The organism is Mesobacillus foraminis (assembly GCF_004340465.1).
Lineage (GTDB): Bacteria > Bacillota > Bacilli > Bacillales > Cytobacillaceae > Mesobacillus_B > Mesobacillus_B foraminis.
The window spans coordinates 81141-95370 of sequence record NZ_SLVV01000002.1 but is presented as its reverse complement, the minus strand read 5'-3'; the positions used below and the strand labels follow the sequence as shown (position 1 = coordinate 95370).

Genomic DNA, 14230 nt, shown 5'->3' with positions numbered 1-14230 from the left:
AATTGCTTAAGAAAAATTTAGAAAACTATATCTCAGAAACAGTAAAAGAAGATAATGTCATTGAACTTTTTCAGGAGGAGAAGGAGTACGCAGAAAAGAACCATCTGCTTGGAGAAGAGATTATCATAAAAGAACGATCTGAAGATACACGCTTTTTGACTGCGTACATTGAACGTGGCGACAAGGAAACAGAGGAGTTTCTCGGGGAGGAAAATCCAGCGTTTCTGAACCAGTCCATAGATTATTTCAAGAAGAACAAAAATGAGTTCATGTACCTTGAATCAGAATGGTTCGGGCTGCTTAGAGTGGACGCTGTTTCCTTTGAAGCAGATGATGTTTTTGGAACCTATGATGTGATGCTGGGCCTTAAGCTGCAAAAAAAATATGAAGCTGCCCTGAAAAACCGGCTGAAAACATCCTTGAAAGAAGAGGAAGCCAAGTTTGATGTCATGTTTGATGCAAATGAAGGACTGTGGAATGTTAACTTTGCTTTGAACGATGTTGCAGGATATAAGGAAGATATGACCATTCAGCAGGCCTACATCTTGATATATCGTTTCCTTTTCTCACTTGTCGAAGCAGTCGAGAACGCAGAGTAGCAGTGTCAGAGAGTGTCCTCGTTAGGTGAGGCACTCTTTTCTATTCTATAAAACGGCAATGTCCAATGGCATTTACGAACACTAGTATTTTTAGTCATAAATGGAACGGCTTTGCCCGTATTTAAGAACGAAGACAAGCACACTGGCATCGGTCCGGTGTGCCTCTTATTATGGAATCGTGTATATAATAATCGTTTTTGGGAATCAGAATAGTAAGGTGGAAGGCTGGGTTAAGGAGAAAAAATTAATGCCCAATTACTTGTGGTTTTTTTTGCTAGCAATACTTGGATTGTTTTTTATCATTTTTTCTTTAAAAAATTCAAAGATTCCCAAAGCGCAGGCTGTTTGTATATTCCTGGTAATGTCTGGCATGGCCTACGCGTTTGAGTACATTATTTTCATCCTGTTAGGCTCTTATGAATATCATGTCGGCTTCTTCCAGAATCAATGGCTGGATTCTACGTTCGGCTCTATCTTTTCACAGGCGCTGGTAGTGCCGGCTATTTGCATGTGCATCGCCTCACTCAGGCTTAATGTCTTTTGGATGATTGGCTTTGCAGGATTACTCATGGGAATTGAAGAGCTGTTCTTAAGACTGGGATTATACGAGCATCACTGGTGGAGGACCCCTTATACGGGCATGTTTTTAATGCTGGCTTTCGGTATCGCAAAATGGTGGGCCAGGATGCTGTCGCTGCAGAAGTCCTGGATTAGATGGTTTAACCTGTATTTTACAATCAACCTAATCAACCATTCCGTCGCATTCTTTCTAACTGCATTTTTTAACAGCCATAAATTTAATCCTGGCTGGTTCTCTGACAGTTCAAGGGATTCGCTTGCCTTTGAAGCACTTTGGTGGTTTATCCATTCTGTTCCTGTTACGTTCTTAGTTCAACGATGGTTCAAATGGTATTCCCTGTTTATTTTACTTGTGGCGGATTGGATGATGTTCATGCTGATGGAGCAGAGTGGATGGCTTGTCTTAAAGCACGGGTGGAATATCACTCTTTTCAGTTTGCTTCCTGTAGGGGTTGCATTGAGTTCATATTTAATCAATAAGATTATTTTAAGAAAAACTTAACAGAGGGATGTGGTTGACGAAACTTTAACCCATTAACCGGCTGCTTTGGTAAATTACTAAAATTTACCAAAACTGTTGACTTCTTCTTTTGTCCTCCCATAAAATAAAGGCAGCAGATAAGATATTAGTCTACAGTTAAATTCAATAACCGGGGGCTGTTATGAGCCAAAAAATAACAATTGGAAAGCTTGCCCTGCTTATAGCCTCTTTATCAGATGAGGAGCTACAAGCCTTTCGTTCAACTCTGGATGATGTTGCCTTCTGCCAAGGAAAAGTAGGGAGCATGAATTTGCAGAAAGTCATTTCTGCAGTTGAAACAGCTGCAAAGCGGAATCGTATCATTCATGATAGCCTTTACAGAGAAACGCATGCCCTTTATCACGCTATATTGGAAGGGATTGATGGAGTAACAAGGGGGCATCCTTCCATTGGGGAAATGAGCAGGACAGTGGGCCTGCGCTTTTCCATTGTACGGGGGCGACCATATAAGGATCCCGATGAAGGGGAATGGATTGCTGTAGCTTTCTATGGTACCATTGGTGCTCCTGTAAAAGGCGCAGAGCATGAAACATTTGGACTGGGAATCAATCATATATGAACTGCATTGCCTGTGGGTTATTAGACAATAGGAGGCGGTGATGGTATTTCTATGCCATTATCGCCTCCTTTTTCTTTCATTCAGTGATATGGGAGGCAGGTTGAGGGCATGGTCGAACTTACTGGAAATACATTGACAATCGAGCAAGTTGAAAGAGTTTGCTATGGATTGGAGGAAGTCTCCATTTCTCCGGAAAGCCTGGGGAAAGTGGCAGACAGCAGAACAGCTGTGGAAAGAATCGTTATCGATAAAAGAAAAATATACGGAATTAATACGGGCTTTGGAAAGTTCAGTGATGTCATGATTGCCAAAAAGGATGTCAACGCCCTTCAGCAGAACTTAATTAGATCACATGCATGCGGGGTTGGAGAACCATTTCCCGAAGTTGTATCAAGAGCAATGATGCTTTTGAGGCTGAATGCGCTGCTTAAGGGTTTTTCGGGAATCCGTCCAGTGGTCGCCGAACAGCTGGCTGGTCTCCTGAATCGTCAGATCCATCCTGTTATTCCCCAGCAGGGTTCACTGGGAGCCTCGGGGGATTTGGCGCCGCTTGCCCACCTGGCACTCGTTCTTATGGGAGAGGGAAAGGTTCACTATAGCGGGCAAATACTGGATACAGGCGATGTCTTTATACGTGAAGGACTGAGGCCAACTGTTTTGCAGGCAAAAGAAGGTCTGGCTTTAATCAATGGAACTCAGGCAATGACAGGCATGGGAGTCATCAACATGCTTGAAGCCACAAAGCTAGCCTTGCAAAGTGAGTGGATAGCGGCGATTTCGATGGAGGGACTGGAAGCCATACTGGATGCTTTCCATCCGGCTATTCATCAGGCAAGGGGGTATTCACAGCAAACTGAAGTGGCAAACCGCATCCGGATTATGCTTCAAGACAGCAGGCTTATGACAAAACAAGGGGAAAAGCGTGTTCAGGATGCTTACTCTCTGCGCTGCATTCCTCAGGTGCATGGAGCCTCCTGGCAGGCTCTTGATTACGTAAAAGAGAAGCTTGAAATTGAAATGAATGCAGCAACCGACAATCCGCTGATTTTCGATCAGGGAGCCGCAGTGATCTCAGGGGGGAATTTTCATGGTCAGCCAATCGCCATAGCGATGGATTTTATGAAAATCGCTGTTGCAGAGTTTGCCAGCATATCAGAACGCAGAACAGAACGATTAGTTAATCCACACTTAAATGATTTGCCTGCTTTTCTATCTCCAGAGCCAGGACTTCAGTCAGGAGCCATGATTATGCAGTACGTTGCAGCATCCCTGGTTTCAGAAAATAAAACACTGGCCCATCCGGCTAGTGTGGATTCCATCCCGTCTTCTGCAAATCAGGAGGATCATGTCAGCATGGGCACGATTGCCGCAAGGCATGCCTACAGCATCATTCAGAATACCCGGCGTGTACTGGCGATAGAATGCATCTGTGCTCTTCAGGCAGTCGAATACCGAGGGGTGGAAAAAATGTCTTCCAGGACACGTTCCTTTTTTGAAGCCGCGAGAAATGTTGTTCCCTCCATAACTGCCGATCGAGTATTTTCAGAGGATATTGAGAGAATGACAGAATGGCTAAAAACCCAAAACCCAGAAATCACCGAAAATGAGGAAAGGACTAAACCTGCATGAGTGAATAGGCTAAAAAACAAAACAGTGAAAGGGGTATATGCATGGAGACCAGAGCGAACAGGCTGGTTACGGCCAAGAAAGGGTTGAAATTGGAATGCAAGGGATGGGAGCAGGAAGCAGCATTAAGGATGCTGTACAACAATCTTGATCCCGAAGTAGCAGAAAAACCGTCAGAGCTGGTTGTATATGGGGGGATTGGAAAGGCTGCAAGGAACTGGGAGGCATTTGATGCAATCGTCCAGACACTTAGGCGTCTGGAAAATGACGAAACCTTGTTAATACAGTCCGGGAAACCTGTAGGAGTCTTCAAAACTCATAGGGAAGCTCCCAGAGTGCTGCTGTCCAACTCCATCCTTGTTCCAAAATGGTCCACATGGGAGCATTTTCATGATCTTGATAAAAAAGGACTTATGATGTATGGACAAATGACTGCAGGGAGCTGGATATACATTGGAACGCAGGGAATCCTGCAAGGGACGTACGAAACCTTTGCAGAAGTAGCACGCCAGCATTTTGGCGGATCCCTAAAGCACACAATCACCTTGACTGCCGGTCTCGGAGGCATGGGTGGGGCGCAGCCCCTGGCTGTAACGATGAACGGAGGAGTATGCCTGGCGGTTGAAATAGACCCTGAAAGGATTAGAAAACGGCTGAATACCCGGTACTGCGATAAAATGACCGCTTCCCTCGATGAAGCGGTCCGGTGGGGAATGGAGGCCAGGCAGAGGGGCGAGGCACTTTCTATTGGATTAATTGGCAATGCTGCAGATGTTCATCAGGAACTCCTGAAAAAAAATCTGCCATTTGATATTGTCACAGACCAAACCTCAGCCCATGACCCGTTAAATGGGTATGTCCCTCAAGGCTTCTCGATCGAGGAAGCGAGTGATTTACGGAAAAACGATCCAGTGGCCTACACGAGAATGGCATGTAAGTCGATGGCGTCACACGTCGAGGCGATGCTGGAGTTCAAGCGGAGAGGTTCTGTTGTTTTTGACTATGGCAACAATATTCGCCAGGTGGCAAAAGATCAGGGCATTTCTAATGCATTTGATTTTCCCGGCTTTGTCCCCGCCTATATCAGGCCGCTATTCTGTGAAGGGAAGGGGCCATTCCGGTGGGCAGCTTTATCAGGAGATCCTAAGGACATTTATCGGACTGACAGGCTTATTAAAGAGTTATTTCCGGACAGTCCCCGCCTTAACCGCTGGATTGACATGGCACAAAAGAAGGTGGAATTCCAGGGGCTTCCATCGAGGATATGCTGGCTTGGGTATGGAGAGCGTGCAAAAATGGGGCTTGCGATCAATGAACTGGTTAGAACCGGGGAGCTAAAAGCGCCGGTTGTCATCGGACGGGATCATCTTGATTGTGGTTCGGTTGCATCGCCAAATCGGGAAACAGAAGCGATGAAAGATGGCAGCGATGCTGTAGGTGACTGGGCCATCCTAAATGCCATGATCAATGTTGCTGCAGGGGGTTCCTGGATCTCGCTGCACCACGGGGGTGGTGTAGGGATGGGTTACTCCCTTCATGCCGGAATGGTTGTGGTCGCGGATGGTACGGAGCTAGCCGAAAGTCGTTTGAAAAGAGTACTGACTACTGACCCTGGAATGGGCATCATCAGGCACGCCGACGCTGGATATGATCAAGCGGCCGCGGTTGCGAAAAAGTGGGGAATTGATATTCCGATGCTTCCTTGAAAGCGCCTAAGAAGTGAGTGGATATGAAAAGGATGCCAAACCAATAGCCATTGATATAAAGGTATAAAAGGGAGGAAGAGGCGTGATATATGATTTACTGGTAACCAATATTGGCCAGTTGCTTTTGCCTAAAAGGAGCCCGAAGCCACTTAAAGGAAAAGAAATGGCCCATCTGCCAATCCTTAAATGTGCAGCCATGGCAGTTTCTGACGGAAGGGTTGCCTGGATTGGATCAGCCTCGGAGGCAGTTCATGTTGAAGCCAAGTTAAAAATCGATGCCAAGCAAAGAGTGGTATCGCCTGGGCTAGTTGACCCCCATACCCACCTTGTCTTTGGCGGATCCCGGGAAAATGAGCTTCCCTTAAAGCAGGCGGGGGTTCCATATCTTGATATTCTTGCAGGCGGTGGAGGAATATTGGCAACTGTAAATTCTACCAGACTAGCATCTGAAGAGGAACTGATAAATAAAGCTTCGTTCCATGTGGAAAGAATGGTCAGTCATGGAGTAACGGCGATCGAAGCGAAAAGCGGCTATGGACTGGAGCGGGATACAGAACTGAAACAGCTTCGTGTCATAAAAGCGCTGAATAAAAAGTATCCTATTCATTTTGTATCAACCTTTTTGGGTCCGCATGCCATTCCCCCAGGTTTTAGGGGGAAAGAACACATGTTTATTAAGGAAATGGCAGTACTCCTTGACGAAATAAGAACCGAAAACCTTGCTGATTATGCAGATATATTTTGTGAGACTGGTGTCTTTACTGTTGAACAGTCCCGGCGGTATTTGCGGGAAGCAAAAACAAAAGGCTTTGGTCTTAAAATTCATGCGGATGAAATCAATCCTCTTGGCGGGACTGAACTGGCCGTTGAATTAGAAGCCGCAAGTGCAGACCATCTAGTAGCAGCATCAGACAAAGGAATTAGAAGTCTTGCAGAGAGCAATACGGTTGCTGTACTTTTGCCTGGAACGACCTTTTATCTTGGCAAGGAGCTCTATGCCCGTGGGCGATACATGATCGATTCCGGAGCTGCCGTCGCACTAGCCACCGATTTTAATCCAGGAAGCTGTGTAACGGAAAACATTCAGTTCATTATGTCTTTAGCAGGATTAAGGCTGAAGATGACGCCGGAGGAAATTTGGAATGCGGTTACAGTTAATGCCGCCCATGCCATAGGAAAAGGAGACGAAGTAGGTGGGTTGGAGATAGGTAGCCAGGCAGATTTTGTAATCTGGAATATACCAAACTATCAATATTTGCCTTATCATTTTGGGGTAAACCACGCAGCAATTGTTTATTGTGAGGGAAAAAGAATCTGGGAGTGTGCCTCTTATGGATAAGTTCAGTTTCCTTCACCCAGGCATGAAATCTCATTTTAGCGACAGATTTGTGACAAGAATCAGTGATTGTTTAGGATGGTATAAGGAGGGGATGTCTGGTGATGTTGGACTCATTGGCCTTCCAGCATCAAAATCCTCCATTACACCTTCCCATTCCTCCGGGGCACCGCAAACAATCAGGTCATGCCTAAATAGTTATACAACGTATTCTGGTGAAAGGTCCAAAGATTATAAAGACCTTCGTATTTTAGATTTTGGAGATGTACGGATACATCCAACCAATCTTGATGAAACCATCTCAAGGTTGTATATCAGTGTTAAAGAAATGCTTGAAGTGAGAGCGTGTGAGCGATACGTCCTGCTGGGCGGGGATCATGGAGTCAGTTATCCAGCGATTCGGGCATTCCAGGATCATTACGGAACAGTAGGAGTTATTCAATGGGATGCACACCATGATGTTAGAAACCTGGAGGACGGCGGACGGACCAATGGGACACCATTCAGAAGCTTGGTAGAAAGCGGACACCTTAAAGGTGATCATCTTGTGCAAGTCGGAATCCGTGATTTTTCAAATGCAATGAAATACCATGAGTTTGCAAAGGATCACGGAATTAAAGTCTATACAATGGGCGATGTCGAACAGACTGGCATCGTGCCCATTGTAAAAAAAGAAGTAGAGCGCTTATCCAAAATAACCAACATTATTTATCTATCAGTGGATATGGATGCAGCCGACCAGGCATTTGCCCCGGGGTGCCCGGCTATTGGCCCGGGGGGGTTGACGAGCAGGGAGCTGCTGGCAAGCGTATCAGAAGCTGCGAAGCATGAAAAGGTAAAGGCCATGGATATCGTGGAAGTGGATCCCGCCGTTGATTTTCGCGATATGACAAGCAGGCTTGCGGCCCACGTAATGGTCAGGTTTCTGTTTTTATGAGGGAAGCCCCCGATATTCAGGGGACTTCCTTTTTTTTAGTTTCTATTTGGTGCCTTAAAACACATTGCTTGAAAAAGCTTGAATTTATCCTGATAATCAAAAGAGATAAAAAGGAGGTGCCAGATGAGATTAAAAGGAAAGAAGATCATCAGTCTTGTCCATCATGAGTTTGAAGACCTGGAGCTTTGGTATCCAATCCTCAGGCTTCGGGAAGAAGGGGCTATTGTTCACCTGGCCGGAGAAAAGGCAAATGAAAAATATATCGGTAAATATGGGGTTCCTGCCACTTCAGACTTTGCATATAGGGATATAAAAAGTGAGGATTATGATGCCTTGCTTGTGCCGGGCGGCTGGGCGCCGGACAAGATCAGAAGGTTTCCAGAGGTGCTTTCACTTGTTCAGCGCATGGATGAAAGCAAGAAGCCGATCGGGCAGATCTGCCATGCAGGGTGGGTACTAATATCAGCTAAAATCCTTGATGGAAAACGGGTTACCAGTACTCCGGGGATTAGGGATGACATGGAAAATGCAGGGGCCGTCTGGCTGGATGAGCCTGTTGTCGTGGATGGACATCTTGTCTCCAGCCGCCGTCCTCCTGACCTTCCTGATTACCTGAGGGAGTTTATTAGGGCAGCAGAAAAAGATAATCTTTAAAACTATCTTGACATTTTTTCTGCTCCGTCTTAATATTTAGAAAATAGGAGAACGTTAACGAAGGACTAGTACGCGTACCCTTTTGTGCCAGAGAGCAGGATTTTTAGCTGGAAGGTCCCGCCACAGTAAAGCCGCAGAACCTGCCTTCGGAGTCCCATGCGAAAACATGGGCGCATACCTGGCGTTAACAGGCAAAGCGGGATGTGCATTTTTTACATCCAATATAGGTGGTACCGCGGAAGCCAAGCTCTTTCGTCCTTGTTTATGACAGGATGATTAGGGCTTTTTTTATTATTCGCCAGCAGTGAATTGATTAATTTGATATAGGAGCTTGAGCAAATGGAGAAAAAAAGGATCGTTGTTAAAATTGGCAGTAGCTCATTAACGAATGAAAGAGGGGAAATTGATCAAGAGAAATTTAATGATCATGTTCAGGCAGTGGCTGCTCTTCGCAAGGAAGGCCATGAAGTCCTGCTTGTCTCCTCCGGGGCAGTGGCCGCCGGCTTCAAACAGTTGGGATATCCCGCCAGACCTGTAACATTAATGGGAAAACAAGCGGCGGCGGCTGTTGGACAAAGCCTGCTGATTCAATCATACATTGAAAAATTCAGCCCATTCTTGATTAGTCCTGCGCAAATCCTGCTTACACGTACTGATTTTTCGAATCGGGAACGCTATCAAAATGCCTATGCAACCCTTATGGAGCTGCTCGAACGGAAACTGCTGCCAATCATTAATGAAAATGACACGGTATCTGTAGAAGAATTGACGTTTGGGGACAATGATATGCTGTCTGCTCTAGTAAGCGGCCTGATCCATGCCGACCAGCTTATTATTTTAACTGACATCAACGGACTTTATGATTCAGACCCAAGAACCAACCCGCTTGCGAAGAGGTTGGATCAAATCGAAAAAATCACTGATGAAATGGTCGGGTTCGCCGAGGGTGCTGGTTCGAAGGTAGGAACAGGCGGGATGAGGTCAAAGCTCATTGCTGCAAAAACCGCCCTTTCGTTGGGAGTTCCTGTTTTTATTGGCCACGGAAAAGGAACACGCAAGTTAGTAGAAATTCTTAATGGAAAAGGGGATGGTACATATATCCGCAATCACTCTTTATCGTCCATTAATACGAAACGGCAATGGATTGCTTTTCATTCTGAGGTTTCAGGTGCGATCTTTGTGGATGAAGGGGCAGAAAAGGCAATTGTATTTAATGGGAAGAGCCTGCTGCCTGCAGGGGTCTTTAAAATAAAGGGAGATTTCAAAAAAGGCGATGTCGTCGAAGTCATTGGAAAGAGTGGATTGCTAGGCAAAGGGGAGGTTATGTATTCATCTGAAGAATTGACCGGGGTGATTGGGAAAAGAAGCGGAAGTGACAATCCGCTAGTTGAAGTCATTCATCGCAATAAATGGGTAAAAGTGTAGATTGGAGGAAATAAAATGGGTGAGGTACTACAGAAAGGTCAAAAAGCTAAGGCCGCCAGCCATGCTCTTATAGGCATAACAACGGAGGAAAAAAATCATGCTTTAAGGCTGATTTCGGACCAGTTAATTCTCGACAGGGAAAGAATACTCGCAGAGAATGAAAGGGATTTGAAAGAGGGGAAAAATTCAGGGCTGACTGACTCCATTCTGGATCGGATTATGCTGAATGATAAACGAATAAATGATATGGCCGATGCTATTTTGCTTCTCATTGATCTGAAGGATCCAATAGGGGAGACTTTAGAAACCATTCATAAAGAGAATGGACTTCTGATTAAAAAGAACCGCGTGCCAATCGGCGTAATTGGGATGATCTATGAGGCAAGGCCAAATGTTACGATTGACGCTGCAACGCTCTCACTAAAAACAGGGAATGCGGTCATACTGCGTGGAAGCTCGTCTGCACGATATTCCAATATGGTACTCGTGGATTCCATTCACAAAGCACTTGAAAAAAGTGTGCTTCCTGTGGATGCAGTCCAGTTAATCGAAGACACAAGCCGGGAAAAGGCAAAGGAGCTTTTCCATTTAAATGAATACCTTGATGTGTTAATTCCTAGGGGTGGGAAAAACCTGATCGAAACAGTGGTTCGGGAATCAACTGTTCCTGTTCTCGAAACCGGTGCAGGAAATTGCCATGTTTACATCGATGAAAGTGCGGACCTCGAAATGGCCCGATCCATTGTAATAAATGCCAAAACGCAGCGTCCGTCTGTATGCAATTCCATTGAGACTGTTCTTGTACAGGAAGACTGGTTCCATGCTCATGGGAAGGAGCTTTTATCTTCGCTACAGGAAAATGAAGTGGTCATTTACGGCGACGATGCTGTCTGTAAAGAGTTTTCATGGGCTAAGCCTGCAGCAGAGGAAGACTGGTACACAGAATATCTTGGCCTGACAGTCAGTGTTAAAGTGATGAAGAATGTTGAAGAAGCTATTCAGCACATTAACAAATATGGAACAAAGCATTCCGAGGCCATCATTACAAAGGATGAAAATAAGGCAAATCTCTTTTTAACAAAAGTAGATGCTGCCGCCGTCTATCACAATGCATCGACTAGATTTACAGATGGATTTGAATTTGGCTATGGGGCGGAAATAGGAATAAGCACCCAAAAACTGCATGCAAGAGGGCCGATGGGTTTAGAGGCATTAACTTCTAGCAAATTTTTTGTCTATGGGCATGGGCAAATTCGGAAATAAGTGTCATAATATTATTAAAATATAGTTTTTAGACAGGGGTATGAAAAATGACAGAGTACAAGATTGAGATCAATCTAAGTTCATCAAGAAAACAAAAGCCATCATTTGACAGCCTGGAGTTTGGTAAGAATTTCACCGACCATATGTTTATTGTTGATTACACAAGGGGTATCGGATGGCATGATCCACGCATTGTTCCATATCAGCCGCTGACACTGGACCCTGCCTGTATGGTATTTCATTACGGACAGACCGTTTTTGAGGGTCTCAAGGCATACTTGACACAGGAAGAGGAAGTACTCCTTTTCAGGCCGGAAAAAAACATGGAAAGGCTTAACCGCTCCAACGATCGCCTTTGCATTCCTCAAATTGATGAAGACCTGGCTCTAAGTGCATTAAAACAGCTGATTAATGTTGACCGTGAGTGGATACCAAATGCGCCGGGAACTTCCCTGTACATTCGTCCTTTTGTTATTGCAACAGAACCATATTTGGGAGTGGCTCCTTCCGGACGGTATAAATTCATCATCATTTTGTCTCCAGTAGGTGCTTATTACAAGGAAGGAATCAATCCAGTAAAAATTGCCGTTGAACGTCAATATGTCCGGGCTGCTATCGGTGGAACAGGCAACGCTAAAACAGCAGGCAATTATGCTGGAAGCTTAAAAGCGCAGGAAGTTGCTGAAAAAGCTGGATACTCCCAGGTATTGTGGCTTGACAGCAAGGAAAACCATTATATCGAAGAGGTTGGAAGCATGAACATCTTCTTCAAAATAAATGGAGAAGTAGTTACACCGGCTTTAAACGGAAGCATTCTTGAAGGTGTCACGAGGGATTCGATCATTCAGCTATTGAAACACTGGAATGTTCCGGTAACAGAACGCAAAATTTCAATTGATGAAATCTATCAGGCACAGAAGGATGGCATCCTTGAAGAGGTATTCGGTACCGGAACGGCAGCTGTCATCTCACCAGTTGGCGAGTTCTTCTGGCAGAATGAGAAGCTGGTAGTCAATGGAGGAAAAACAGGAGAACTCTCCAAAAAGCTGTACGACACCCTTACAGGAATTCAGCTTGGGACAGTGCCTGATCCATTCGGCTGGACCGTAAAAGTTGAACAGCAGGAAGGTTCCAAATACACTCATAACAGGTGATCAGGCTTCAACACGAAAAAATTTGAAGGAAAACATCTTCTTTCGTCGAATTGCTTTCTTAAGGAGATGAAATGCTTTGGAAACAGTCATTATTGTAACCTTTAAAATTAAGGGTTTGCCTTTGCCGATAAAAATAGCATCACAAAAAGAGCCCAGCATAAATCAAATCTACAAGATGATTTCAGATATCGTAGAGGCAAACGACTTTAGTGGGGAAATCCAATTTAAAAAGTTCCTTCAGGAAAGTGGACAAAAAATGTTCATATATGAAATAGGCGAAAGAAAGTGTGTCGTTCTGGTTGAAAAGCTTGAAAAAGTGATTGAATTTGATAGTTGAGACTTTCTGACAAAACCTGACCTCCCGCTGGGGAGGTTAGGTGCAGTATGTCGACAAAAGGGATTCGGAATGTTCTCAGTCCGAATCTTTTTTAGTTTTAATGGGGTTTTCTTGGAAAACCAGTCTCTTTTGACTTTACTTTTAGGTCAAAAGAATGTTGGCAAAGTCGAATTTTTATCGAGTTTGTCTAGATTCTAAATCCAACCTCCCACTGTGGAGGTTGGATTTTTTTATGCCCTTAAACCCTATAGATGCCATGCAGAATTATATAGTTACCTGGCGGCTCCCTGGAGCACTCTTTGAATGCGAAAGCGCCTGAAAATGATCGTCATAAATGGAAGGAAAAAGGGGATGCTAAGAAAAAAACAGGTGAATGAATTGAAAATATTATGCATTGATGGCGGGGGGATTCGTGGTGCTTTTGTGATTGCGGTCCTGCAGGCAATGGAAGAGGAATATAAACAGCCGATTGCCTCCCAGTTTGATATGGTTTCGGGAACGAGCACAGGAGCAATCATTGCAGCATCGGCCGCTCTTGAAAAAAACATGAGTGAACTACTGAAATATTATCGTACATTCGGGAATAAAATCTTTATCCGGCAGGCTACAGTGGGGCTGTTTAAAAGTATGTACAGCGACCGTTTCCTGAGGAGAATGCTGAAAAAAGCATTCGGGGATCTTGAGCTTCGGGATATAAACAAGCCACTGATTATCCCGGCTGCAGACATCACTCATGGAAAACCTTTTGTTCACCGAACATATAGGGCAGAAGATAAAGATGATTCCGGGATAAAGTTATGGGATGCTGTTCTTTCATCCTGTTCAGCCCCTATCTACTTTCCGCCCAATAATGTCGATAATGATTATTTGTCAATCGATGGAGGTTTATGGGCGAACAATCCTTCATTAGTATGCTTAACCGAAGCGATGCACTATTTTAATAAGGGGATTGGCTCCGTACGAATTTTTTCCCTAGGCACCGGTAAACAGGAAATTGATTTTTCCAGCCGGGAAAAAAAGTACTGGGGAATTCGGCACTGGCTGCCTGTTGAATTTCCATCATTTAAGGTCACCCCAAAACTGCTGGACTTAGCATTGGATCTTTCCTCCGAATCCATTTCCTATTATTGCAGTCATTTGATGGGGGACCATTATTTCCGGCTGAATACTAAGTTAGGAAAAGAAATGCCGTTTGATGATGTGGATTTTATCGATCAGCTTATCGATCTGGGCAGAAAGGCTTTCCGGGTTAATCAGAAGCAAATTGAAGAGTTTCTGGAAAATTGACTCAGTCGTAATTGGTTAAAATTAGGCTTTACTTAACTGGATGGATATGGTAATCTAAGGCTGGAAACTAATTTGTTTACTAAAGGAGTATGTTTTATGTTAGGTGTCGTTCTTAACTAATCCGCTAATTGGATAATTTCATTCCTGGGTGATTTCTGCTCGATTTGTATTTGGCAGAGTCTTCTTTACTGTGGAATGAAAAGTTAAGAACAATGGTCACTACCAGC

Annotated in this window: 13 protein-coding genes; all 13 read left to right on the top strand. The window is 44.5% G+C overall.

Annotated features, from left to right (window positions below; all coding sequences use genetic code 11):
* The first annotated feature begins 2 nt into the window (after window positions 1–2).
* The 13 genes from EV146_RS02895 to EV146_RS02835 all read left to right on the top strand — a co-directional run bounded on the left by EV146_RS02895 (window position 3) and on the right by EV146_RS02835 (window position 14003).
* On the top strand, window positions 3–599 hold the full coding sequence (locus EV146_RS02895) for a branched-chain amino acid aminotransferase (protein WP_132001688.1): 597 nt from the start codon (window positions 3–5) through the stop codon (window positions 597–599).
* A 247-nt stretch (window positions 600–846) separates the two neighbouring features.
* A complete protein-coding gene (locus EV146_RS02890; RefSeq protein WP_132001685.1) occupies window positions 847–1680 on the top strand; it encodes a hypothetical protein in 834 nt (277 codons plus the stop codon).
* A 160-nt stretch (window positions 1681–1840) separates the two neighbouring features.
* The gene (gene hutP / locus EV146_RS02885) at window positions 1841–2278 is read left to right on the top strand and encodes a hut operon transcriptional regulator HutP (protein WP_121613111.1); all 438 of its coding nucleotides are present in this window, start codon (window positions 1841–1843) and stop codon (window positions 2276–2278) included.
* Between the two features lie 108 nt (window positions 2279–2386).
* A complete protein-coding gene (hutH, locus tag EV146_RS02880; RefSeq protein ID WP_132001682.1) occupies window positions 2387–3907 on the top strand; it encodes a histidine ammonia-lyase in 1521 nt (506 codons plus the stop codon).
* 41 nt (window positions 3908–3948) lie between these two features.
* Entirely contained in the window at window positions 3949–5610 is a 1662-nt protein-coding gene (hutU, locus tag EV146_RS02875; protein WP_132001679.1) for a urocanate hydratase, read from the top strand.
* An 85-nt stretch (window positions 5611–5695) separates the two neighbouring features.
* Window positions 5696–6949, top strand: a complete 1254-nt coding sequence (gene hutI / locus EV146_RS02870) for an imidazolonepropionase (RefSeq protein ID WP_132002551.1) — start codon at window positions 5696–5698, stop codon at window positions 6947–6949.
* Window positions 6942–7883 carry a formimidoylglutamase gene (gene hutG, locus EV146_RS02865; RefSeq protein WP_132001675.1) on the top strand — a complete coding sequence of 314 codons (942 nt, stop codon included), beginning with the start codon at window positions 6942–6944 and terminating at the stop codon, window positions 7881–7883. The genes hutI and hutG overlap by 8 nt, the downstream gene beginning before the upstream one ends.
* Before the next feature lie 123 nt (window positions 7884–8006).
* Window positions 8007–8537, top strand: coding sequence for a type 1 glutamine amidotransferase domain-containing protein (locus tag EV146_RS02860; protein WP_132001672.1), 531 nt, complete (start codon window positions 8007–8009; stop codon window positions 8535–8537).
* 339 nt (window positions 8538–8876) lie between these two features.
* Window positions 8877–9962 carry a glutamate 5-kinase gene (gene proB, locus EV146_RS02855; protein WP_132001669.1) on the top strand — a complete coding sequence of 362 codons (1086 nt, stop codon included), beginning with the start codon at window positions 8877–8879 and terminating at the stop codon, window positions 9960–9962.
* 15 nt (window positions 9963–9977) lie between these two features.
* Entirely contained in the window at window positions 9978–11225 is a 1248-nt protein-coding gene (locus EV146_RS02850) for a glutamate-5-semialdehyde dehydrogenase (protein ID WP_132001667.1), read from the top strand.
* A gap of 47 nt (window positions 11226–11272) precedes the next feature.
* Window positions 11273–12379 (top strand): branched-chain amino acid aminotransferase, encoded by a 1107-nt coding sequence (locus tag EV146_RS02845; protein ID WP_132001665.1) that lies wholly within the window; start codon window positions 11273–11275, stop codon window positions 12377–12379.
* A 76-nt stretch (window positions 12380–12455) separates the two neighbouring features.
* Entirely contained in the window at window positions 12456–12716 is a 261-nt protein-coding gene (locus EV146_RS02840; protein WP_121613103.1) for a hypothetical protein, read from the top strand.
* Window positions 12717–13019: 303 nt separating this feature from the next.
* The gene (locus EV146_RS02835) at window positions 13020–14003 is read left to right on the top strand and encodes a CBASS cGAMP-activated phospholipase (protein WP_241993787.1); all 984 of its coding nucleotides are present in this window, start codon (window positions 13020–13022) and stop codon (window positions 14001–14003) included.
* The last annotated feature ends 227 nt before the right edge of the window (window positions 14004–14230 follow it).